The 22,459-nt window shown below is 65.6% G+C and carries 23 protein-coding genes, 1 tRNA gene and 1 pseudogene; 10 read left to right on the forward strand and 15 right to left on the reverse strand.

Annotated elements, in window-relative coordinates:
* Nucleotides 1-40: 40 nt before the first annotated feature.
* Nucleotides 41-472, forward strand: a complete 432-nt coding sequence (locus BMW51_RS14355) for a DUF488 domain-containing protein (RefSeq protein WP_093007624.1) — start codon at nt 41-43, stop codon at nt 470-472.
* Here BMW51_RS14355 and BMW51_RS14360 read toward each other — a convergent pair.
* The 5 genes from BMW51_RS14360 to yaaA form a co-directional block, all read right to left on the reverse strand.
* A complete protein-coding gene (locus tag BMW51_RS14360) occupies nt 469-828 on the reverse strand; it encodes a DUF952 domain-containing protein (RefSeq protein ID WP_093007626.1) in 360 nt (119 codons plus the stop codon). The two genes, BMW51_RS14355 and BMW51_RS14360, sit on opposite strands and share 4 nt — an antisense overlap.
* Complete coding sequence (gene gyrA / locus BMW51_RS14365) at nt 825-3,599, reverse strand: DNA gyrase subunit A (protein WP_093007628.1); 2,775 nt, start codon at nt 3,597-3,599, stop codon at nt 825-827. Before gyrA ends, BMW51_RS14360 begins: the two co-directional genes overlap by 4 nt.
* A 119-nt stretch (nt 3,600-3,718) precedes the next feature.
* Nucleotides 3,719-4,003, reverse strand: a complete 285-nt coding sequence (locus tag BMW51_RS14370; protein ID WP_093007630.1) for a hypothetical protein — start codon at nt 4,001-4,003, stop codon at nt 3,719-3,721.
* A 115-nt stretch (nt 4,004-4,118) separates the two neighbouring features.
* Entirely contained in the window at nt 4,119-4,802 is a 684-nt protein-coding gene (locus BMW51_RS14375; protein WP_093007632.1) for an SDR family NAD(P)-dependent oxidoreductase, read from the reverse strand.
* Entirely contained in the window at nt 4,799-5,542 is a 744-nt protein-coding gene (gene yaaA / locus BMW51_RS14380) for a peroxide stress protein YaaA (RefSeq protein WP_093007634.1), read from the reverse strand. Before yaaA ends, BMW51_RS14375 begins: the two co-directional genes overlap by 4 nt.
* A 150-nt stretch (nt 5,543-5,692) precedes the next feature.
* On the opposite strand from yaaA, the gene BMW51_RS14385 reads away from it, so the two are divergent.
* Nucleotides 5,693-6,967 carry a tetratricopeptide repeat protein gene (locus BMW51_RS14385; protein ID WP_093007636.1) on the forward strand — a complete coding sequence of 425 codons (1,275 nt, stop codon included), beginning with the start codon at nt 5,693-5,695 and terminating at the stop codon, nt 6,965-6,967.
* Nucleotides 6,968-7,042: 75 nt separating this feature from the next.
* Here the strand turns inward: BMW51_RS14385 and BMW51_RS14390 are convergent, their stop codons facing one another.
* On the reverse strand, nt 7,043-7,504 hold the full coding sequence (locus BMW51_RS14390) for an Lrp/AsnC family transcriptional regulator (protein WP_093007638.1): 462 nt from the start codon (nt 7,502-7,504) through the stop codon (nt 7,043-7,045).
* Nucleotides 7,505-7,703: 199 nt separating this feature from the next.
* On the opposite strand from BMW51_RS14390, the gene BMW51_RS14395 reads away from it, so the two are divergent.
* Nucleotides 7,704-9,398, forward strand: a complete 1,695-nt coding sequence (locus BMW51_RS14395; RefSeq protein WP_093007640.1) for a sensor histidine kinase — start codon at nt 7,704-7,706, stop codon at nt 9,396-9,398.
* Complete coding sequence (locus tag BMW51_RS14400) at nt 9,395-10,423, forward strand: polysaccharide deacetylase family protein (protein WP_093007642.1); 1,029 nt, start codon at nt 9,395-9,397, stop codon at nt 10,421-10,423. The genes BMW51_RS14395 and BMW51_RS14400 overlap by 4 nt, the downstream gene beginning before the upstream one ends.
* Here BMW51_RS14400 and BMW51_RS14405 read toward each other — a convergent pair.
* From BMW51_RS14405 to BMW51_RS14425, 5 genes are all read right to left on the reverse strand, one after another.
* A tRNA-Ile gene (locus BMW51_RS14405) sits at nt 10,392-10,464 on the reverse strand. The genes BMW51_RS14400 and BMW51_RS14405 overlap by 32 nt on opposite strands.
* A gap of 46 nt (nt 10,465-10,510) precedes the next feature.
* Nucleotides 10,511-10,954, reverse strand: coding sequence for a DUF4126 family protein (locus BMW51_RS14410; protein ID WP_093007644.1), 444 nt, complete (start codon nt 10,952-10,954; stop codon nt 10,511-10,513).
* A gap of 168 nt (nt 10,955-11,122) precedes the next feature.
* Nucleotides 11,123-11,374: a hypothetical protein gene (locus BMW51_RS14415; RefSeq protein ID WP_218139397.1), complete on the reverse strand. Its 252-nt coding sequence runs from the start codon at nt 11,372-11,374 to the stop codon at nt 11,123-11,125.
* Between the two features lie 24 nt (nt 11,375-11,398).
* Nucleotides 11,399-11,662, reverse strand: a complete 264-nt coding sequence (locus BMW51_RS14420) for a hypothetical protein (protein ID WP_093007648.1) — start codon at nt 11,660-11,662, stop codon at nt 11,399-11,401.
* A 140-nt stretch (nt 11,663-11,802) separates the two neighbouring features.
* Nucleotides 11,803-13,245, reverse strand: coding sequence for a M20/M25/M40 family metallo-hydrolase (locus BMW51_RS14425; RefSeq protein ID WP_093007650.1), 1,443 nt, complete (start codon nt 13,243-13,245; stop codon nt 11,803-11,805).
* Nucleotides 13,246-13,351: 106 nt separating this feature from the next.
* On the opposite strand from BMW51_RS14425, the gene ettA reads away from it, so the two are divergent.
* Together ettA and BMW51_RS14435 are read left to right on the forward strand one after the other, a co-directional pair.
* On the forward strand, nt 13,352-15,031 hold the full coding sequence (ettA, locus tag BMW51_RS14430; RefSeq protein WP_093007652.1) for an energy-dependent translational throttle protein EttA: 1,680 nt from the start codon (nt 13,352-13,354) through the stop codon (nt 15,029-15,031).
* Complete coding sequence (locus tag BMW51_RS14435; protein ID WP_093007654.1) at nt 15,031-15,459, forward strand: ribose-phosphate pyrophosphokinase; 429 nt, start codon at nt 15,031-15,033, stop codon at nt 15,457-15,459. The genes ettA and BMW51_RS14435 overlap by 1 nt, the downstream gene beginning before the upstream one ends.
* 3 nt (nt 15,460-15,462) lie before the next feature.
* Here the strand turns inward: BMW51_RS14435 and BMW51_RS14440 are convergent, their stop codons facing one another.
* Together BMW51_RS14440 and BMW51_RS14445 are read right to left on the reverse strand one after the other, a co-directional pair.
* Nucleotides 15,463-16,032, reverse strand: coding sequence for a Uma2 family endonuclease (locus BMW51_RS14440; protein WP_093007656.1), 570 nt, complete (start codon nt 16,030-16,032; stop codon nt 15,463-15,465).
* 42 nt (nt 16,033-16,074) lie between these two features.
* Nucleotides 16,075-16,557 (reverse strand): Lrp/AsnC family transcriptional regulator, encoded by a 483-nt coding sequence (locus BMW51_RS14445; protein ID WP_093007658.1) that lies wholly within the window; start codon nt 16,555-16,557, stop codon nt 16,075-16,077.
* Between the two features lie 110 nt (nt 16,558-16,667).
* Here BMW51_RS14445 and ald point away from each other — a divergent pair, with 110 nt between their 5' ends.
* A complete protein-coding gene (gene ald, locus BMW51_RS14450) occupies nt 16,668-17,747 on the forward strand; it encodes an alanine dehydrogenase (RefSeq protein WP_093007660.1) in 1,080 nt (359 codons plus the stop codon).
* 54 nt (nt 17,748-17,801) lie between these two features.
* On the opposite strand, the gene BMW51_RS14455 is transcribed toward ald, so the two are convergent.
* Nucleotides 17,802-18,572: a S1/P1 nuclease gene (locus BMW51_RS14455; protein WP_245708562.1), complete on the reverse strand. Its 771-nt coding sequence runs from the start codon at nt 18,570-18,572 to the stop codon at nt 17,802-17,804.
* 229 nt (nt 18,573-18,801) lie between these two features.
* On the opposite strand from BMW51_RS14455, the gene BMW51_RS14460 reads away from it, so the two are divergent.
* The 3 genes from BMW51_RS14460 (at nt 18,802) to BMW51_RS15910 (ending at nt 22,067) form a co-directional block, all read left to right on the forward strand.
* On the forward strand, nt 18,802-19,167 hold the full coding sequence (locus tag BMW51_RS14460; protein ID WP_093007662.1) for a hypothetical protein: 366 nt from the start codon (nt 18,802-18,804) through the stop codon (nt 19,165-19,167).
* A 396-nt stretch (nt 19,168-19,563) separates the two neighbouring features.
* The gene (locus BMW51_RS14465; RefSeq protein WP_177171694.1) at nt 19,564-20,796 is read left to right on the forward strand and encodes a tyrosine-type recombinase/integrase; all 1,233 of its coding nucleotides are present in this window, start codon (nt 19,564-19,566) and stop codon (nt 20,794-20,796) included.
* A gap of 680 nt (nt 20,797-21,476) precedes the next feature.
* A complete protein-coding gene (locus BMW51_RS15910; protein WP_143051877.1) occupies nt 21,477-22,067 on the forward strand; it encodes a hypothetical protein in 591 nt (196 codons plus the stop codon).
* 110 nt (nt 22,068-22,177) lie between these two features.
* Here BMW51_RS15910 and BMW51_RS14475 read toward each other — a convergent pair.
* A pseudogene (locus BMW51_RS14475) lies at nt 22,178-22,459 on the reverse strand (M28 family peptidase); the annotation flags it as partial.

Raw genomic sequence — 22,459 nt, forward strand, 5'->3', positions numbered from 1 at the left:
CCGTCGTTCGTGAGGCGGCAGCGCTAACGGAAGCGACGCGATGACGATCTTCACCATCGGCTACGAGGGCGTGACGCTGGACGCGTTCACCGCCGCGCTGCACGGCGCGGGCGTCCGGCGGGTGATCGACGTACGCGCGCTGCCGCTGTCGCGCCGGCCGGGCTTCTCCAAGTCAACCTTGGCCGCGTCGTTGAAGGAGGCGGGGATCGACTATGTTCATCTGAAGGCGCTCGGCACGCCCAAGCCGGGGCGCGACGCGGCGAAGAAGGGCGATGTCGCGACCTTAACGGCGGTGTACGACGCACAGCTGGAGCTGCCCGAGGCGCAGGTCGCGGCGGCGCAGATGCTGGCGCTCGCCGACGAAATACCCAGTGCGCTGTTATGCTACGAGCGCGACCCGTGCCATTGCCACCGCACGCTGCTGCTTCATACGGTGGGCGAGGGGCGTGCGGTGATCGACCTCTACGCCTAGCCCGCGATCGGCAGGCGAATGCTGCCGTCGTCGTGGCGGGCGAGCGGCGAGTAGGCGATGGCGGTTTCGAGCAGCATGGCTGAGTAGAGATGCGGGAAAAGCTGCCCGCCGCGCGACGGCTCCCACCGGATCTTGTCGCCGTGTGCGGCGAGATCGACCGCGACGATGTGAAGGTCCGCCTGCCCGGCGAAATGCTTGTCGATCGTCTCGGCAAGCTGGTCCGCGGTCGAGAGATGGATGTAGCCGTCTGCCAAGTCGACCGGCGCGCCCGCGAACGTACCGTCACGCTCCAGCGTCGCCATCTGCTCCGCGGTCAGCACCTTGTAGGCGGTGAGAGGCTTATCGGTCTCGCTCATTCGCCATCCTCCGGTCCGGCGGCTGCATCGTCACCGATCGAACCATCATCGGCGGGCGCGGTTTCCACCGTGTCGGCGAGTTCGGCCGCGACCATCGCCTCGGCCGCGTCCTCGGGCTCGGGCTCCTCATCGATCCGCGCGGCGGAGACGACGTGCTCGTCGTCAGCGACGTTGAACAGCCGCACGCCCGCCGAACCGCGCCCAATGATGCGCAAGCTGGTCAGCGGCATGCGGATCATCTTGGCCTGATCGGTGACGAGCATCAGCTGGTCCGCCTTGGTCGCGGGGAAGCTGGCGACGACGGGGCCGTTACGCTTCACGTTGTCGATGTTGGTGATGCCCTGACCACCACGCCCGGTGCGGCGATACTCGTAGGCGGAAGAAATCTTGCCATAGCCGTTGGCGCAGACGGTAAGGATGAACTCCTCACACCCGCGCATCCGCTCGAACAGGGTCAGCTCCATGTCGAGATCGCCCTCGCGCTCCTTCCACGGGGCGTTGCGCAAATACTGCTCGCGCTCCTCGGGCGAGGCATCGACGCGGTGAAGGACCGAGAGCGAGATAACCGCGTCGTCGCCCTTCAACGCGATGCCGCGAACGCCGGTCGAGTTGCGGCTCTGGAACTCGCGTACTTCATCGGCGGCGAAGCGGATCGCCTTGCCCTGGCGCGTGGCGAGCAGCACGTCGTCGCCCTCGTCGAGCAGCGCGACGCCGATCAGCCGGTCGTCGGCGTCGACGCCTTCGAACTTCATCGCGATCTTGCCGTTCGACGGCACGTTGGTGAACGCGTCCATCGAATTGCGCCGCACACTGCCCTGCGCGGTCGCGAACATGACGTGGAGCTTGCCCCAGTCGGCCTCGTCTTCAGGCAGCGGCAGCACGGTCGAGATCGTCTCGCCCGCCTCCAGCGGCAGGAGGTTGATCATCGGGCGACCGCGCGTCGCCGGCCCGCCCTCGGGCAGGCGCCACACCTTCATGCGATACACGCGGCCGAGCGTCGAGAAGAACAGCACCGGCGTGTGCGTCGAGGTGACGAACAGCTTGGTGACGACGTCCTCGTCCTTGGTCGCCATGCCGGCGCGACCCTTGCCGCCGCGCGCCTGCGCGCGGAACGCGTCGAGCGGGGTGCGCTTGATGTAGCCCTCGAGCGTGACGGTGACGACCATCTCCTCGCGCTCGATCAGGTCCTCGTCCTCGATCCCGTCGGCGGCGGCGGCGATCTCGGTCCGGCGCGGCGTCGCGAACAGCTCGCGCACCTCGCGCAGCTCGTCGCGCAGCACGCCGTAAAGCTTGACGCGGTCGGACAGGATCGCGAGCAGCTCCGCGATCGAGGCCGCGAGCCCTTCGAGCTCGTTGCCGATCTCGTCGCGGCCGAGCGCGGTCAGGCGATGGAGGCGCAGGTCGAGGATCGCGCGAACCTGCGTTTCCGACAGGCGATAGGTGTCGCCCGTGACCTCGACGTCGGTCGCCTCGACCAGGCGGATGTAGGGCGCGATCTCGGCAATCGGCCACTCGCGCGCGAGCAGCTTCTGCCGTGCCTCGGCCGGACTCGCCGAGCCGCGGATGATCCGCACCATCTCGTCGAGGTTGGTGACCGCAATGACGAGGCCGAGCAAGATGTGCGCGCGCTCGCGTGCCTTGGCGAGCTCGAACTTCGAGCGGCGGGTGATGACCTGCTCGCGGAAGGTGATGAACGCGGCGATGATGTCGCGCAGGTTGAGCAGCTCGGGCCGCCCGCCGCGGATCGCGAGCATGTTGGCGGCAAACGACCCTTGCGCCGGCGTGTGGCGCCACAATTGGTTGAGCACGACCTCGGGCGTCGCGTCGCGCTTCAGGTCGATGACGATCCGCACGCCTTCGCGGTTCGACTCGTCGCGAATGTCGCTGACGCCCTCGATGCGCTTGTCCTTCGCCGCCTCGGCGATCTTCTCGACCAGCGCGTTCTTGCCCTGCTGGTAGGGTATCGAGGTCAGCACGATCGAGCGGCGACCCTCGCGACCGCCGCGTTCCTCGATCACGTGGCGTGAGCGGACGATGATCGAGCCGCGACCGGTCTCATAGGCCGAGCGCGCGCCCGCGCGGCCGAGGATGATCGCGCCGGTCGGGAAGTCGGGACCGGGAACGATCTGCATCAGTTCCTCGGTCGTGATCGCGCCGTTGTCGAGGTAGGCGAAACACGCGTCGATCACCTCGCCGAGGTTATGCGGCGGAATGTTGGTCGCCATGCCAACCGCGATGCCGCCCGCGCCGTTAACGAGCAGGTTGGGAAAGCGCGCGGGCAGCACCTGCGGCTCGCGCTCCGACCCGTCGTAGTTCGGCTGGAAGTCGACCGTGTCCTTGTCGAGGTCCTCGAGCAGGTAGTTCGCCGCCTTCGCCAGCCGCGCCTCGGTGTAGCGCATCGCGGCGGGCGGATCGGGGTCCATCGAGCCGAAGTTGCCCTGACCGTCGATCAGCGGCAGCCGCATCGACCAGTCCTGCGTCATGCGCGCGAGCGCGTCGTAGATCGCGGTGTCGCCGTGCGGGTGATATTTACCGATCACGTCACCGACGATGCGCGCCGACTTGCGATACGGGCGATTGTAGAGGAACCCGCTCTCGTTGGCGGAATACAGGATACGGCGGTGGACCGGCTTCAACCCGTCGCGCACGTCGGGCAGCGCGCGCGCCACGATCACGCTCATCGCGTAATCGAGGTAGGAGGTCTTCATCTCCTCGACGATGGAGATGGGGGCGATGTCGGACGGGTCGGCGAGGACGGTCTCGTCGGTCAAGGTGCTACGCTCTTCGTGGCTACTAGGGAAAGGAGCAGCCTAGCCGAGCGTGTCGCCCGTGACCACCCCCGCGCGCGTACGTGCGTGTACGTGCGCGCGCGGGAGCATATGAAGTCGGATCAGCGCTTGCAGGCCTGCTTGGTCTTGTTGCCCGCCTTTGAGCAATCGTAGGTCACGCTCTTCCCGGTCGCGGTCTTGGTGGTGACCATGTGACCGGCAGCCGTGCGCGACTGCGTCGTGCGGGTCGTCGCCATCGCGGGTTTCATCGACGACGTCTTCGTCATGGTGCGCGTGGTGGTGCGCGCCGCGGTGGTCGCGTGCGTCATCGGTGTCTGCGCGACCGCCATCCCGGCGGAGAACAGCGCGGCGGAGGCGAGAAGCGCGAAGGGCAACGAACGGGTCATCGAAGGTCTCCTAATCGTCCGGCGCTTCATCGCGCCTCCTGCCTGATTAGAAGCCTGCGCATGACGCCGCGCTGTCGCGTTCATGAAGGTTGCGTAACAAGCCCGCGCACATGGGTCAGGGCGCGATCTCGGCGCCGTCCCACGCGAAATGACGCCCGCTGTCAGTGACCTTCAGGCCGTCGATTACGTCGAGCAATTGCACCGCGGCACGATCGGGCTTGAACAGGTCGCGGCCCGCTTGGCGGAACGGCTGCGACAGCGCGGTGTCGACCGTGCCCGGATGCAGCGCGACGACCAGCCCGCGATCGTTGCGGCGCTTGTCCTCGACCGCCAGCGTGCGGACGAGCTGGTTGAGCGCGGCCTTCGAGGCGCGATAGCCGTACCAGCCGCCGAGCCGATTGTCGGTGATGCTGCCGACCCGCGCGGATAGGAACGCGAGCACGCTGCGCCCGGTCTTCGGCATTGCCGGCAGGAAATGCTTGGCGACGAGCGCGGGACCGATCGCGTTGACCGCGAACTGGCGCGCGAGCCAGGCGGGGTCGAGCTCGCGGATCGCCTTTTCGGGGCCGTGCGCGGCATCGTGGAGCAAGCCGGTGGCGACGATCACGAGGTCGGGTGAACCGGCGCGGGCAGCGGCGGCGGCGATGCTCGCCTCATCCTCCAGGTCGAGATGGCGGTCGCCGGTGAAGGAACGGGCGAAGGGCAGGACGCTGACATCCTCCTCCTCCAGCGCCTCGACCAGCGCCGCTCCGATCCCGCCCGAGGCGCCGATGACGACAGCGTTCCTGATCGCGTTCATGAGCGGGTGAAGGTCCAGCGATCGTCGCTGCTCGCGCTCGCGTCAAAGGCGTAGCCGTCGCTGTCGAAGCCCCGCATTGCTTGCGCGTCGGTGACGCGATGCTCGACCATCCAGCGCGCCATCGTGCCGCGCGCCTTTTTCGCGTGAAAGCTGATGAAGCGGCCGTCAGCCTCGCGGAAATCGACCGCGATCACGCGGGTGCCGGCGGGCAGCTTGCCGTCCACGGCCGCGAAATACTCGTTCGACGCGAGGTTGAGGATCGCCCCCGAACCCTCTTCCGCCAGATCGGCGGCGAGCGCGTCGGCGATGCGATTGCCCCACCAGTCGGTCAGCTTTTTACGACGCGGTGCCCAGCGCGTGCCCATTTCGAGCCGGTAGGGCCGCATCGCGTCTAGCGGGCGGAGCAGGCCGTACAGGCCCGACAGCAGCCGCAAATGATCCTGCGCGAAGCGGATCGCGGGCTCGTCCAGGGTCGCGACCTCGAACCCGGTGTAGACGTCGCCGGCAAAGGTGTAGATCGCCGGGCGCTCGGCGGCGTCCGGGAAGTCGCGGAAACGGTCGGCGTTGAGCTTCGCGAGCGCGGGGCTGATGTGCATCAGCTCGGCGAGCTTCTTCTGGGTGAGGTGCGAGGCGGCTTTGGCCAGCGTGGCGGCCTCTTCGGCGAAGCGCGGACGGGTGGCGTCGCACGGTGCGGGTGTGTCGAGGTCGAGCGTCTTGGCGGGGGAGAGCAGGGCAATCATCGCGCCCGCGCTAGCCGCCGGAACGCGCGCGTTCAATCGGGGTTCAGCGCGTGACGGGTACGTAATGTCCCTTCCTTGAACCCGCGACGCCGTATCAGTAGAGCATCGCGGCAGCAGGCACGATCACGGCCGTATCGGAGAGAATAGTCGATGAAGAGGTTCACCAACGCGTTGTTCGCAGCCGCCCTTCTCGCCGGTGGCGCGTCGCTGGCGGTCCAGCCCGCCGCCGCGCAGAAGAAGGACAAGAAGGCGGAAGGTCCGGCGCTGAAGCTCAGCAAGGAAGTGCAGGCGCCTGCCGCTGCGGCGCAGACCGCGCTTGCCGCGAATGATCTGGCCGCGGCAGAGACGTCGATCGCGCAGGCCGAGGCAGCCGCGAAGACGGACGATGAGCGCTATATCTCGGCGGCGTTGCGCCTCAACCTCGAAGCCAAGAAGATCGGTAACAATCAGGGCAGCGACGCCGCGCTCGCGGTGCCGCTCAAGGTGCTGGTGACGAATCCGAAGACGCCGCCGGCCGACATCGGTCGCTACAATTACGAGCTCGGCCGCATCGCGACCAACGCCAAGGACAATGCCGCGGCCGCGCAATATTTCGCGGCGGCGCAGGCGGCCGGCTACACCAACCCCAACATGTCGCTGCAGATCCTGAAAGCCAAGGCGGATGCGGGCGACCTCGCCGGTGCGTCGGCCGAGATGGACAAGGTAATCGCCGCGCAGACCGCCGCGGGGCAGAAGCCGGGCGAGGACCTGTATCGCTTCATGATCGCGAAGAGCAATCAGAAGCGCAACGGCGCGCTGACCTACCAGTGGCTCAAGAAGTACGTCGAGGCGTATCCGACCGCCAAGAACTGGCGTGACGTGGTGACGACGTTCGGCCTGACCTCTGGCGGTGTCGCGACGCTCGACAAGGGGCAGAAGGTCGACCTGTTCCGCCTGCTGCGCAACGGCAAGGCGCTGGCCGACCAGTATGATTACGAAATCTACGCGCAGTCGGCGCTAGACTTGGGTATTCCGTGGGAAGCCAAGTCGGTGCTGAACGAGGGCAAGGCCGCGGGCAAGATCCCGGCGTCGAGCAGCAATGCCACCTCGCTGCTCCAGCTCGCCGACAAGTCGATCTCCAACGAGGGCTCGCTCTCGGGGCTCGAGACGCGGGCCAAGGCAGCGGCGAACGGCAAGCTGGCGGCGAGCACGGCGGACGCGTATCTCGGCTCGGGCAATTACGCCAAGGCGGTCGAGCTGTACCGCGTTGCGTTGCAGAAGGGTCAGGTCGACGCCGACGCGGTCAACACCCGCCTCGGCATCGCGCTCGCTTACTCGGGCGACAAGGCGGCTGCGCGCACCGCGTTCGAGGCGGTAAAGGGTCAGCCCCGCGCCGATCTGGCAGGTCTGTGGATCGAGTATCTGGATCACCCGCCGGTCGGCTGATCCGAAGAATTGTGAGGGAGAGGGCGGCCTGCGGGTCGCCCTTTTTCTTTCACGCGACCTTTAGATGCGCCTGTCTCAAGGGATCGGTACGCCGGTCTGCGCCTTGGCCGTGCGGATCGTCAGCGATGATTTGACGCTGGCGACATTGGGGGCGGCGGTCAGCTGCGTCGTCAGCAGCCGCTGGAAACTCTCCAGATCGGGCGCGACGATCTTGAGGATGAAGTCGATCTCACCGTTGAGCATATGGCATTCGCGCACCTCGGGGATCGTCGCGATGTGCCGCTCGAACAGCGCCAGATCCTGCTCGGCCTGGCTGCGCAGGCTGACCATCGCGAAGACGGTGATCGGATAGCCGAGCTTCGCCGGATCGCAATCGGCGTGATAGCCACGAATAACGCCAGCCTGTTCCAACGCCCGCACCCGGCGCAGGCACGGGGGGGCGGTCAGGCCGACGCGCTCGGCCAGGTCGACGTTGGTCATGCGTCCGTCCTCCTGAAGCAGCGAGAGGATTTCGCGGTCGATCTTGTCCAACGCCATGACTATATCCCGATATCAATCCTGCGAACGATGAGGACAGATGTTCGCGGTGCCGCTATAGGATAATTGCGCGATAACGCAATTGTGCCAAGGTGCGACAAATTGCCCGCGCGTCGGTGATGACGTGGCAACATCTGCGTTGTAGGCCGGGTCGATCAGGTCGCGCAGCGATCGTTGTCAGCCCTGCAAGGAGGGTCGCGTGCGGTTTGATGACAGTCTGAAGACGGTTCTCGCCGCCGATGTGTCGACATCCTTCGGCGCGCGCGCTGCGTTCCGCCAGCTGACCGATTTGATCGCGCGCGGTCGCGCGCCGGCCGACGATGTGCTGATCGCCCGGCTGCGGGCGATCGGTGAGCATGTGCCAGTCGGTACTCGGGCATCGGTCGCGCGTGGCCTCGCGCTGGCCGACCCGCCTGCGCCGCTCGTCGCCTTGTTCGCCGCCGACGATGCGGAGGTCGCGGCATCGGTGCTGCGGGTCGCGCGGCTGACGCCCGAGAACTGGGACGAGCTGATTCCGCGCCTGTCGCCGATGGGGCGCAGCGTCCTGCGTCAGCGCAGCGATCTGCCGCCGAGCGCGATGCGCGCGCTGGAGACGATGGGGCGCACCGACTTCGCGTTGAGCGACCAGCGACCGTCGACTCAGGTGGTAGAGGGCGGGCCGGTTGCGGCGGTTTCCGATGTGCCGATCGTTCGCGCGGTTTCCGACGAGCCTGTCGTTCCGGTTGCCGCGGAGGCTCCCCCCGTGCCCGGCGAGCGGTTTGAGATCGCCGATCTGGTGCACCGGATCGAGGAGTTCCAGCGCGGGCGCAACACGCCGTACCCGCTCGCACTAGCCGACGAGGCGCAGGTCGCGTCGTTCCGGTTCGAGAGCGACGCCGACGGCATCATCCGCTGGATCGACAGTGCCCCGCGCGGCGCGGTGATCGGCACGCATCTGGCGCATGCCGGAGTTGCGCGCACCGGGGTCGACGGCGTCGCGGCGGGTGCGTTCCGCAAGCGCGCGGCGTTCAGCGACGCGCGGCTCGTGGTCGCGGGCAATTCACCGCTCGGTGGCGACTGGCGGATCGCAGGCGTGCCGGTGTTCGAGCAGAGCAGCGGTCGTTTCATGGGCTATCGCGGCAGCGCGCGGCGCCCGCGGATCGACGAGGATGCGGCGCGCGCACGTCCGGTCCCCGCGCCGACGCTCGATGCACGCGGCGCCGAGGGTCTGCGGCGGCTGGTGCACGAACTGCGCACCCCAACCAACGCGATCGCAGGCTTCTCCGAATTGATCGAGCGCGAGTTGCTCGGGCCGGTCGCCGAAACCTACCGTGAGCGCGCAGCGGCGATCCGCGCGCAAGTGTCGGGCCTGATCGGCGCGATCGAAGATCTCGACATGGCGGCGCGGATCGAGGCCGCGGCACTCGACCTGCGGGCCGACGTGATCGCGTTGCAGCCGCTGCTGGCGCAGGTGGCGGAGGACCTAGCTCCGCTGGCCGCGCGTCGCGGCGCGGCGCTGCTGCTGCCCGACGCGTCCGACGTGCGCGTGGCCGCGGACCCAATCGCGGTCGAGCGTGTGATCTCGCGGCTGAGCGCTACCCTGCTGTCGGCGAGTGCGCCGGGCGAGACGTTGCGCGTGATGGTCGATGAGGGGGCAGGCGACCTGCTGCACGTGTCGATCGATCGCCCGGCGGCGTTCGTCGGGCGCGATGATCTGGGGCTGCTCCACCTCGACGATCAGGTCGACGATGCCGATGGCGCGCCGCTACTGGGCGTGGGCTTCGCGCTCAGGCTCGTGCGCAATCTCGCGGCGCAGCTGGGTGGTCACCTGCTGTTCGAGCCGACGCGGTTGACGGTCGCGCTGCCGCGCGCGGTCGCGGCACGCAAGGATGCCGCTTCCACGCTCCTTCCGTGACGCATCGCTTCGCGACGCCGGACGGCGCGGCGCTGGATTGGCCCGCCACGTTCGGGCGCCGCTTCGTGGTGACGATCGACACCGAGGAAGAATTCGACTGGTCGTCGCCGGGTGCGAGTGACGATTATGATGTGACTGCGGTCGCGGCGCTGCCGGCCATGCACGAGCGGCTGCGGGCGCACGGCGTCAGCCCGATCTACATGGTCGATTATGTCGTAGCGTCGAATGAGGCGGCCGCGGCAACGATACGCGATCTGCTGGCGCGCGATCCGGCGACCGCGATTGGTGCGCAACTGCACAGCTGGGTAACCCCGCCGCTCGGGAGCGGCGCGCGGGTGGAAACCTTCGCGGGCAATCTTCCGCGCGAGGTCGAGGCGGCGAAGCTCGACCGGCTGATCGCGATGATCGAGCGCACGCTTGGGCGTCGGCCGTGCATCTTCCGCGCCGGGCGTTACGGGGTTGGGCCGCACACCTTTCACACGCTCGCGTCGCGTGGTTTTCGGATCGATGCCTCGATGCGCGCGCGCTTTGATTACGCGCGAGAAGGCGGGCCTGATTTCGTCGCGGTGGGGCCGGGGGCCTTCACGCTGGGTGATGGCGCGCTGGTCGAGCTGCCGCTTTCGACGATCTACACCGGGTTGCTGCGCGCGCACGGTGCCTGGCTGCATCCGCTGCTCGGGCGTGTGCCGAAGGCGCGCGGTGCCTTCTCTCGCACCAAGCTGTTGTCGCGGGTGCCACTGACGCCAGAGGGCACGCCAGTCGGCGAGGCGGTATGCGCGATCGAGCAGGCGGCGGCGGATGGTGAGCGGTTGTTGCAGCTGACGTTTCACTCGCCGTCGCTGGTGCCGGGACACACGCCCTACGTGCGTGACGCGCGCGGGTTGGCGCGCTTCCATGCCTGGTGGGACGACGTGCTGCCCGCGCTGGGGCGATGCGGCTACGCGCCCGTGGCGCTCGGTGAGGTCATCGATGCACTGGATGACATGCGCGCGGTGGGCCCGGCAGGACTCGAACCCGCAACCTAGCCGTTATGAGCGGCCAGCTCTAACCGTTGAGCTACAGGCCCTCCGCGCGCCCGCCGCAGGTAGCGGCTCCGACGCAAGCTTGGCAAGCTATTGCCGGACGATCGCCGCGGCGGAGGAGAGCACCGCCAGATCTTCGGCGAAGCCGGTGGGCGTCTGGCCGTATTTGGGCAGCCACGCCATGCGCGTGCGCCAACCGGGGTAGGAAGCGACGACCGCGGTCACGCCGCCGACCGCGGCGCCGATCCAACGCTGCCGCTTGGGTACCAATGCAGCACCCGCGATCGCCGAGGTGACGAAGCGTGCGGCGAGGCCAATCGGCACGACGCGGTTGGGGGCGGTCTTCTGCTTGTCGCCCGCCATCTCGCCGATCGCGAGCGCGAGCGTGCCGGCGGCAACCAGCGGGTTCGCGAGCAGCCTGGGTGCGCCATTATCCGCGGGCAGCTGACCGCGAGCGGCGGCGATCGCGACGGTCGCGAGCGGGGTCATCGCGCGCTGGCCACCGACCAGCCCCATCAGAAAGGATTTGCGCATATCTTGTCCGCCTTCGCATCCGACCTGTCGTCAGCGGCACAACTCGGCGGGCGCGATCTGGTTCACGCGTGAAGGTGAACGAAGACGGCATAAGGATAGCTGAACGAAAAAGGGCGCCCCGCGAACGGGACGCCCTTGATCGGGTGAGTGATGGATGCCGACCGCGAGCTAGTCGTTCGCGGTGGTGTCGGACAGGTTGACCGCGTCCGACGCATTGTCGAGCGTGGCGGCTGCGTCGGTGAGCGTCTCGCGCTCGGTCGCGTTGACCTGACCCGCCGCTTCCGCCTCCAACTCGTTCGCCATCTGCTCCAGATTGGCGGACAATGCCTCGGTACCATTCTCGACCGAGACCGGTTCGGGTTTGCTGCAGCCGCCGAGCAGAAGAAGCGCGGCGCCGGCCAGAGGGATCAACCTAGGCATCAACAAGACCCGAACCGGGTCGGATTACATGTTGGTGGTCGCGTCGTCCGCCGAGTCACGGACGTTGTCGGCCGCGTCGTGGATGTTCTCGGCAACCGCCTCGGCGTTGTCCTCGGCGAACGGGTTCGCAGTGGTGTTCGACATGTCAGCGACGTTGTCGGCCATCGCGTCCATGTTGTCCGCCATCATGTCGGCGTTGTTCTCGACCGCGTTGGCTTCCGGCGACTTCGAGCAAGCAGCAACGGACATCAGGCCGGCGGCAGCGGCAACGAGCAGGATCTTCTTCATTCGAATGCTCCCAAGCATCACAAAAATCGCGGCCGACCCCAACGCCGTCGCGAAACGCCCGAATACCCTAGCGGTTCAGGGGGTCAATAAGGAAAATTCATCTGGCGTACAGGTTGCGACGAGTGGTTGAGCACTTGACATCACGGCCGCGTCACCGATCCGATCTCTTCGGGCGCGTCGGCGACCACTGCGAGCATCGTCGCCCAGGCGGCAACATTCTGCTGCAGCTGCGCCGGATCGACGCGGTCGAGCGTGTCGTCGGGCGTATGGTGGACGTCGAAGTAGCGCAGGCCCGACTGGTTGAGGTCGACGCCCGCTACGCCGGTCTTGATCGTCGCCTCGATATCCGATCCGTCACCTGCACCCCCGGTTCCGCGCACGATGCCGAGCGGGGCTAGCGCGCTGGCGAGGCGATCCGAGATCGGCTTGGCGCCCGCCGGTAGCGTCGTTTCGAAGCGCCAGACGCGGTCGGCGCCGAAGTCGCTTTCCGCCGCGATCGCGTGGCGCTCCGTGCCGTGCTTCTTCGCGTAATCTTCGCCGCCGAAGCCGCCGACTTCCTCCGCGCCGAACCAGACGACGCGGATCGTGCGGCGCGGGCGCTTGCCCGAATCGAGGATGCGCTTCGCCGCGGCGGTGGTGATCGCGACGCCGCTGGCATCATCGATCGCGCCGGTGGCGAGATCCCAGCTGTCGAGGTGGCCACCGATCAGCACGATGCCGGCGCCCGGATCGCTGCCGGGTACCTCGGCGATGACGTTGCCCGATTCGTGGCTCCCGGTCTGCTGCGGTGTGAGGACCAGGTGCATGCGGATCGGCTTGCCGCGCTTCGCCATCCGCTCGATCTGCTCGGCATCGGGGACAGCGAGCGCGGCAGCGGGGATCGCGGCGGTGCCGGCGGGGAAGTTCGTCACGCCGGTGTGCGGCAGCCGGTGCGTGTCGGTGCCGATCGAGCGGATCACGATCGCCGCCGCGCCCTTTGCCGCTGCCATTGCCGGTCCGGTGAAGCGCGCGGGACCGTTCGCGCCGTAGCTGGAGCCATCCTGCGTCGGCTGCATCGAGTTGCCGATATAGACGATCTTGCCGCGCACGGCGACCGCGGGTGCGTTGACGAACTCGGTCATGCTCGGGAACACGGCGAGGTCGGCGGTCAGCCCCTGCGCGCCAGTCGAGCCCGAGTTGCCGAGCGCGGCGAGTTTCAGCTTCTGCGGGAAGGGAGAGACGATCTCGGCTTCCTCGGCGCCGCGCACCCAGACGGGCATCTGATAGGTCTCGATCCGCACGTTCTTGAACCCGAGCGCCTTGAGCTTTGCGGCGCCCCAGGCCCGCGCACGCGCCTCCGCCTCGGTGCCGGCGAGCCGCTGACCGACCTCGGTCGTCAGTCCCTCGACGATGTCATAGCCGACCTCGTCCTTCAACGCGGCATCGCGCAGCGCTGCCACGCGCGGGTCGACCGGCGCGGGCGGCGTCGGTGCCGGGCGTGTAACCGCCGGCTGGCCCGCCGGGCTCGGCGACGGCGGGGTCTGCGCCGCGGCGGGGGCGGACAGGGCGGCAGCGGCACTGGCCGCGAGCAGGATGCACTTCATGGAACGAAGGCGTAACCGGCACCTGCCGGTTTGCCAACGCCGCGCCGGACGCTTACATATGACGGGAACAATTTTCCCCCAGCATCATCACGCGAGAAGGCGACCCGTGGCCGTCCAATATACCTATGTCATGAAGGGTCTGACCAAGACCTTCCCGGGCGCGAACAAGCCCGTGCTCAACAACATCCACCTGCAGTTCATTCCGGGCGCGAAGATCGCGATCATCGGTCCGAACGGCGCGGGCAAGTCGACGCTGATGAAGATCATGGGCGGGATCGACACCGATTTCGTCGGCGAGGCTTGGGCGGCCGAAGGCGTCCGCGTCGGCTACCTGCCGCAGGAGCCGAAGCTCGACGACAGCAAGACGGTGATCGAGAACGTGCGGCTGGGCGCCGGACCCGTCGCCGACATGGTGGAGCGGTTCAACGCGATCTCGGCCGAGATGGGAGATCCGAAGGACGACACCGACTTCGACGCGCTGATGGAGGAGATGGGCGAGCTGCAGGCGAAGATCGACGCCGCCGACGGGTGGAGCCTCGACAGCCAGCTCGAACAAGCGATGGAGGCGCTGCGTTGCCCGCCGTCCGACTCGCCCGTCACCAACCTGTCGGGCGGTGAGAAGCGTCGCGTGGCGCTGTGCCGGCTGCTGCTGGAGAAGCCCGATATCCTGCTGCTCGACGAGCCGACCAACCACCTGGACGCGGAGAGCGTGTCGTGGCTGGAAAACTTCCTGAAGGAATATACCGGCAACGTCATCCTCGTCACCCACGACCGCTACTTCCTCGACAATGTCGTCAACTGGGTGCTCGAGCTCGATCGCGGGCGTTATTACACCTACGAGTCGAACTACTCGGGCTACTTGGAGAAGAAGGCCAAGCGGCTGGAGCAGGAAGAGCGCGAGGAGGCAGGCCGCCAGCGCGCGATTGCCGACGAGCTCGCCTGGATGCGCCAGACCCCCAAGGCGCGCCAGACCAAATCCAAGGCGCGCATCCGCGCATTCGACGAGCTGATGGAGAAGCAGGAGAATCGCGTCGCGGGCAAGGCGCAGATCCTGATCCAGCTGCCCGAGCGTCTGGGTGGCAAGGTGATCGAGGCCAAGGGACTGACCAAGTCGTACGGCGACAAACTGCTGTTTGATGGTCTCGACTTCACGCTGCCGCCGGGCGGCATCGTCGGCGTCATCGGGCCGAACGGCGCGGGCAAGTCGACTTTGTTCAAGCTAATCACGGGCCAAGAGCAGCCCGATGGCGGCACGATCGAGGTCGGCTCGACGGTCAAGCTCGGCTACGTCGACCAGAGCCGCGATCATCTCGATCCGAACAAGAACGTGTGGCAGGAAATTTCCGACGAGCTGGAGGTGTTCCGGTTCGGCAAGCAGGAGCTCGGCACGCGCGCCTACGTCGGCGCGTTCAACTTCCGCGGCCCCGACCAGCAGAAGAAAGTCGGCCAGCTGTCGGGCGGCGAGCGCAACCGCGTCCACATGGCGAAGATGCTGAAGGAGGGCGGTAACGTCCTGCTGCTCGACGAGCCGACCAACGACCTCGACGTCGAGACGCTGCGCGCGCTCGAAGAGGCGCTGGAGACGTTCGCGGGCTGCGCCGTGGTCATCAGCCACGATCGCTTCTTCCTCGATCGGCTGTGTACCCACATCCTCGCCTTCGAGGGCGACAGCCACGTCGAATGGTTCGAGGGCAATTACGAGAGCTACGAGGAAGACAAGCGCCGTCGCCTGGGCGACGCCGCCGATCGTCCGACACGGCTGGCGTACAAGAAGCTGACGCGCTGATGCGCGGCGCCTCCGGCAACGGCGACGATTTGTTGCACTGGCTGGGGGCGGAGGGGATCGTGCCGGTCGAGGGGCCGGGCACGATCGCCGACGTGGCGCTGGTGCGCGGGCTGTTGGTGGATGCGGCGCGTGAGGGGCGGGCGGTGAGTTATTCCGAGCTGCTGCGCATGCTCGGTCATCGCTTCACGCGACCGAAGATGCGTGCTCTCTGCAAGACGCTCGACGCGATCGATCTGGCAGGGGAGAGCGCGGGCGAGCCGGCGCTCGCCGTGCTGGTGGTGCGAGAAGGCGACCGGCTGCCGGGGCAGGGATGGTGGACGACGCTGGCCGAGCGGCGCGGCTATCGCGGAGCTTGGGAAGGCGGCGAGGCTGAGCGATTCGTTGCCGAGGAGCAGGCGAAGGCGTTCAACTATTGGCGAGGCCGCTGATGCTTAGAGATGGTCGGTCGTGATCGTCAGGTTGGCAATGGTGGCAGCGGTAATCGCATCCCCAAAGGTGATCAGCCTGCGCTCGCGATAGTCGTTCTCGGGCGACCACATCTGGTGAAGCACTCGACCATTAACGTCGGCGACCCAATATTCCGCCACGCCATGACGCGCGTAAACGGTCGCTTTCAGGGTCAAATCAGACCGCAATGTGGTGTCGGCAACCTCCACGACGAGTCGGACGGAATTTAGCGGGATCAGGCCGCTGCCATCAGGTTCGCTCGTGAGGGTGATATCGGGTTCGGGAACGTTGTTTGGAGGCACGGCGATCGACGCCTCTACCATGATCCCCAACTGTTCTCCCGAGCGCGGCAGAGCGTCCTTGAACGCGTCGTACAATCCCATCTTCACGCGCGCGTGCGGCCGGTGTTGCGCATTCATGTAGGTGACCTCACCGTCGATCAGTTCCGTCTTGCCGTAGCCGTCAAAGGCACCGTCGCGATCGAGCGACAGGTAATCCTCGACGCGCAGCTTGACGCGTGTCGGCACGTTGGTGATCGGCACATGCTCGGTCATGGAGGCTAAGCTATCATGCGCTCGCCTGGGTTCCAACCGCGCTCAATCGAGCAGGTGGAGCGGTAGTCGCACGCCCACAACCTCGCGCAGGACGAAGCCCGATTCCATGCTGGTAACGCCGGGCAGGCGTGACAATTCCTCGCGGTGTACCTCCGCGAAATGCGCCAGATCGCGCGCCTGCACGGTTACGAGATAGTCGTACGATCCCGACATCAGGTCGCAGCGCACGACCGAGGGGCTAACCGCGATCGCGTGCTCGAACGCCTCGAGCACGTCCTTGCGCTGACTTTCCAGCGTCATCTTGATGTGCACGGTGGTGCCAAGTCCAAGGCGTCCGAGATCGAGGCGCGCGGCATAGCCCGCGATCACGCCCGATTCCTCCAGTGCGCGTTGCCGCCTAGCGATGGCGGTCGCGCTGCGACCCAGTCGTTCGGCAAGCGCGAATGCGGTCGCGCGTGCGTTCTCGACCAAGGCACCGAGCAGACGGCGATCGATGCGATCGGGAAAATCGGATTGCTGCGTCATCGCGCCCTTTGATGCAGGAAAGCGGCAACATATCGCAAGAGGGTGACCAGCTTTGCCGAGAAAAGGCGTGCGAGCCGCAGTAAAAGGCAGCAAAGTAGAGGAGAGTTGAAATGCGCGTCGGTGTGCCCAAAGAAATCAAGAACCACGAATATCGCGTCGGCCTGACGCCTGGCGCGGTGCGCGAATATGTCGCGCACGGCCACGAGGTGCTGGTGCAGGCGGGCGCCGGCCTCGGGATCGCCGCGTCGGACGACGTCTACCGCGCCGCCGGTGCCGAGATCGTCGACACGGCCGAGGAAGTGTTCACGCGCGCGCAGATGATCGTGAAGGTCAAGGAGCCGCAGCCGAGCGAGTGGGTGCAGCTGCGCGACGACCAGATCCTGTTCACTTACCTTCACCTCGCGCCGGATCCCGAGCAGGCCAAGGGGCTGATGGCATCGGGCGTCACCGCGGTCGCGTACGAGACCGTCACCGACGCGCGCGGCCAGTTGCCGCTGCTCGCACCCATGAGCGAGGTGGCGGGCCGACTCTCGATCGAGGCGGCGGGGCACGCGCTCAAGGCACCGAACGGCGGTCGCGGCGTGCTGCTGGGCGGCGTGCCGGGCGTGCAACCGGGGCGCGTCGTCGTGCTGGGCGGCGGCGTCGTCGGCACGCACGCCGCGCGCATGGCGGTTGGCCTCGGTGCCGAGGTGACGATCATCGACCGCTCGATCCCGCGATTGCGCGAGCTCGACGAGCTGTTCGGCGGTCGCGTCCGGACGCGCGTGTCGACGCTCGAATCGATCGAGCAGGAGATCGCCGAGGCCGACGCGGTGATCGGCGCGGTGCTGATCCCCGGTGCCTCTGCGCCCAAGCTCGTCACGCGCCCGATGCTCAGCCACATGAAGCCGCGCGCAGTGCTGGTCGACGTGGCCATCGATCAGGGCGGCTGTTTCGAGACCAGCCACGCGACGACGCATGCCGAGCCGACCTACGAAGTCGACGGCGTGATCCATTACTGCGTCGCCAACATGCCCGGCGCGGTGCCGCTGACCTCCAGCCACGCGCTCAACAACGCGACGCTGCCCTACGGCCTCGCGCTCGCCGACAAGGGCTATGCGGCGTGCGAGGAAAACCCAGGGCTGATGGAAGGCCTGAACGTGCGCGGCGGCAAGATCGTCAACAAGGTCGTGGCGGACGCGCTCGCCTGATCAGGCTCGAGTGAGAAAGGGCGGCGCGTCGGTGACGTGTCGCCCTTTTTCGTGTCAGCGGCGCTTGCGCGGGGCGGCGAATAGCGCGTTCAGATAGTCGGCCAGGCGGACGCCGCCCATCTCGAGCCGCTGCTCCACGCGCGCCTTGTTCTGGTAGACGTAGGCGTAGGACAGCGCCGGGTCGCGCGGGTAGATCTGGTCGCGCAGCGCCGTGCTCTCCGCGATCCAGACGGTCGGATCGATGCTCGCCCAGGCGCGGCGATCCGCGGGGGTGATCCGCGCGCCGAGCCACGCCGCCAGTTCGCTATACGACAGCTGCTCGTCGTCGATCAGTCCCGAGTCCCACACCGAGTGCAGGTTGGTCGGCTTGCCGAAGAAGGTGACCGCGACCTCGTTACCGCCCTTGTCGTCGCCCTTTCCGGCGTGGAGCGGCTGGTGCAGGTCGCCGATGATGTGGATGATGAAGCGCAGCGCAGCCTGGCGCTCGGCGAGTGGCTTGCTCCTGTCCTTCACCGTTGCCGTGAAGCCGCGCAGCGCGGTCACGGCGTCACCCTCGGGCGGCGGCGTCACTTGCGCGTAGGTCTTGCCGGGTGGCACCGTCACGTAATGCCACGGCGTCGAGTGCTGCCAATAATCGTCGGGTGCCGAGCGCATGAAATCGGGCCAGTTCGAGGCTTCAGCCATTGTCTCGACGCCCAGGATGCCGCGCACGCCGGCGCGCGCGGCCGGTGTCAGCAACGGATCGGCGATCGCGCCGACGACGCGGTGTCCGGTCTTGCCCCAGGCGAGCGCGGGGCTGGGCAGCGCGGAGAGCACGAGGGTCATGGCCGGGATCAGAGCGCGGGCGGGGCGGCGGAGGTATCGCATGCGGGTGCCCGTGCCACAGGATTGTGACCGCGTCATGATCGGATCTGCGCGATCACGCGGCACCGGCCTCGTTGCTGCTACGGAACGTTTACCGACGCTGCCGGGTTGACGAAGCCGCTGCCGGAGGACGCCAGTGTCTTGCGGTGCCTTGTCGGGCGCGCTCGCGCGCCGTGTTTCGGGAGGATGTATGAAGAAGGTTCATTTCGGTCTGGCGATGGCTATCGCGGCGATGCCGCTGGCGGCGTGCAGCGAGCGCGCGCAGGAACAGACCTCGCAGGCCGCGGACGCGATCGGCGACGATGCCAAGAACCTCGGCTCCCGCGCGGCGGCGGCGACCGACCGCGCCGCCGACGATGTCGCGGCCGCCGCCGACCGCGCGGGCGAGAAGATCGACCGAGCGGGCGACCGCGCCGCCGCTGAGTCCAAGGAAGCCGCCCGCAACGCCGATGCCGCCGCCGACCGCGCGGGTGAGAACATCGAGCGCGCCGGCGATCGTGCCGCCGATCGCACCGGTGCGGCGCTGCAGAACGCCGGATCCGCGATCCGCGACTGATCCGGCGCGACCGGCAGCGTGTCGGGCACGCTGCCGGTCATGCGGTTGTAGCTGTTTTAAATAGCAACCCGACGGAGGGTGGTGGGCGCACTTGGGCTCGAACCAAGGACCCGCTGATTAAGAGCATCGAGACTAGTTACGTAGCGCAACGCTAAATTGACTTTTCGAACTTATTGTTTCCGCCATGTACAGTCGGGCTTAGCATTAGCGTAACATAAGGTTGCTTCTAGTTGCACACCGTAGCTCGTAAGCGATACCTCAGCGTTACCTCAACCGAGTCAGCGGGTGTCAACTTTAACTCGACTTTATGCCGCCAAGTGTCCATTTTGGCCCCTTCTTGCGAGCTCCTTACATTCGTTATAGATGGTCTGCCTCTTTTTACGAGAGGTAGAAGGTATGCCAACTGTAAAGCTCACAAAAAAGTACATCGAGTCGATCGTTCCCACAGATAGAGTTATCGAATACGTGGATGCCTACTGTCCGGGATTGAGGTTAACCTCCAGGCCCACAGGCACGCTTACCTTCGTGGCTAGGCTCCGCATCAACGGTAAGGCAAAGAAGTACACCTTGGGTCAGTTTCCTAGGCATTCGCTTGAGGAAGCCCGCGAGTGGGCCATGAACATTGGTCGTAATCGCGATCTCGGGATTGACGTCATCGAGGAGTCAAGGATCCAGGAGCAGGCTGAGCAGAAGCGCCGTGAGCGTGACTGCGACTGGATGTTTGAGCAGTACATGCTTCATGAGGGGGCGAGTCGTAGATCCGCGGCGGAGAAGCGACGGCTGTACCGCCGTGACATCAGTCCGGTAATTGGAGGGCGATCGTATTTTGACATTTCACATAATGACCTTGCACATATTCTTCAGAGCAAGCTGTTAACAGCTCCAAGCATCTCCAACGGCCTTCAGAGCCTCATTCGGCGCTGGTTTCGGTGGGCGGTGACAAAGGGAAGGCACATCACTGAGTTGACCTGCGACCCTTCCGTGGATTTGACGAAGCTCCACGAACTGCAATCACGAGGGCGCGTATTATCGGATCATGAGATTGCCCTGTTTTTTCAGGCGCTCGACGAACGTAACTCTCCTTTTAACGAGCCGCTCCTTTTAGCGCTTCATACTGGAGTTCGCCGCGGTGAAGCTTTCGGGATGCGCTGGTCGGAACTCGATATGAATCGCGGAGACTGGCTTATTCCCAAGCATCGGACGAAGACCAACGTAGAGCTTCTATTGCCACTACCAGCGATCATGACCGATATGCTTGAACTTGCGGCATCGCGACGCAGGAAAGGTGTTGAGCTGGTTTGGCCAAGTCAAAGCAATCCGGCGAATGCCATGAGTGGTTTTAGCAAAATTACGAAGACCTTGAACGAAGCCATGAGCACGGCGGCGGCCCAAGTTGGTATCGATGTTGAGCCGTGGAGCATTCACGATCTGCGACGTACGCTTGCCACTGGCATGTACGGCTTATTGGACGAGAACGATCAACCACTTATTCCACCACACGTCGTCGAGAGGGTGGTCAATCACAAGCTACCCGGCGTGCAGGGCGTGTACAACAGGCACGCGTACTATGCCGAGAAGCGGGCTGCTCTGAGGATTTGGGCAGCTCACCTTGCGCGGTTGCGCATGTAGGTTTCGCACGATCAAGGGCTATGAGTGGAGAGCTGATTGTCCTCGGCGTGAAGGACGGTTTCTCCACTCACCTAGCGTCACGGTGGTCGGCGAGCAGTCGATGCAACTTCAGACACGCAAATGGCGGCAAGGATCAAGGTTCTTGCCCTACCATGCGAGAGACTGTCCCATGACAGTAACGCGTTTCCACGTCTACGCCGAAGCGGCTGTGCTCCGTAGTGGCATGCACAGACGTAGCGGGTGTTTGGCAGCCAGGGGTGTCGCACCGACGAGTTCGGGAACGTTCTTTTGATCAGCGACATCTAGCTGCGCAGTTGGCGCCAGCGATCTTGCGATGAGCAGTCAGGTAAGCGTCGAAGTTGGCACGAAATCCTGTGTGGTCGTCTGCATTGTGAGCGTCGCAGCGCCGCCGGCTACGACAGCTATCCCTTCCGCCGTCTTCGGCGTCGCCCACTGTTGAACTCGCGCTTTGGCTTCGATCAGCGTGTCCTTACCTGAAGCGTATCCTGTAGCGGTTTTCAAAAAAAACGAACCTTCTGCATTCTTCGATGCCAAACGGGAACATCAGGGACCTAGTAGTGTGATCGCTCACCGCTTTCTCGCAGTCAGATCCGCAAAGTGGGTGCACAAACCGCGCATGTCCATCATGCTCTCTCCCTAATCGTACTAGAGGCAATATTATGTCATTTTCAGCACTTCTATCTTCAGACCCGATCAATACTCGTACGGTCGCTCAGGCGGTTTACACGCCTCGGCAGGTGATCGAGCTTGCGGGTATTCTCGAAAAGGGTAACGTGGGGTTCTGCGATCTTTATGAGAGCCTCAATCTAGGGTTCGGTCGAGACACGAACGTCGCTTACGCACTCGCGATGATGGTGTTTTCATCTGCTGCAAAGGCTGGCTTTCCGATGAATATGGTAAGCAAGCCCGCTAGTTCATTGATCCTGCATGGGCTTAAGCAGCTCATGGGGGACGCTACGAAATGGAAAAACACCGAAGGTCATCAACCAGAGAAGAGCGTCCAACAGTGGTTCGAAGAGAACGGTGCTCAGCACCAAGCGCGGCAAGCTTATCAGCTGCTTGGTCTTCACGAGCGCGTGACTAATCGGTTTATGGCATTTGATGGACGATGTGTCTTTGCTGCTGAAGACGCAAACAGGCTCTTCGATGGTGTGCAGCGTGCCACACTTTCGGTGCTTGACGTTGTGCCAATCGTGCATCGACTATCAAATTACCGACAAGGTCCGCTTTTTACGCTGCAAAAGAAATAGGATAATCGACGCGGAACGCAGGCCTCGTCGGCTTCTCGCCGATCTTGGTGTACTCGACACGAGATGACTAGTTAGTCATTATGGCCACTTCGATGTTGCGCGTGTGCCCCTCAGCGGCGTTCCGTGTCGCTCTTCGCGCGCTCAGCCAGGAACGGCTCTGAGGCATTCCACGTGGGCCAGGTCGCTCCGCCCACGATCTCACGTCCGAGTGCGTAGGCGACGCTGCCTTCCTGCGCCGCGCCGGTCATGTCCCAACCCGGTTTGAACTCATCGCAGGTCTGGTGATAGCAAACGGCATTGTAGCGTGCTCGCTCGCGTTCGCCCGCTGCCTTGCCGCCGTTCACGAGATCGCGACCGGCACGGAAATAGACGCCGGGCACGCCTTTTTGCGC

The sequence above is a fragment of the Sphingomonas palmae genome (assembly GCF_900109565.1).
GTDB classification, from domain to species: Bacteria; Pseudomonadota; Alphaproteobacteria; order Sphingomonadales; family Sphingomonadaceae; genus Sphingomonas; species Sphingomonas palmae.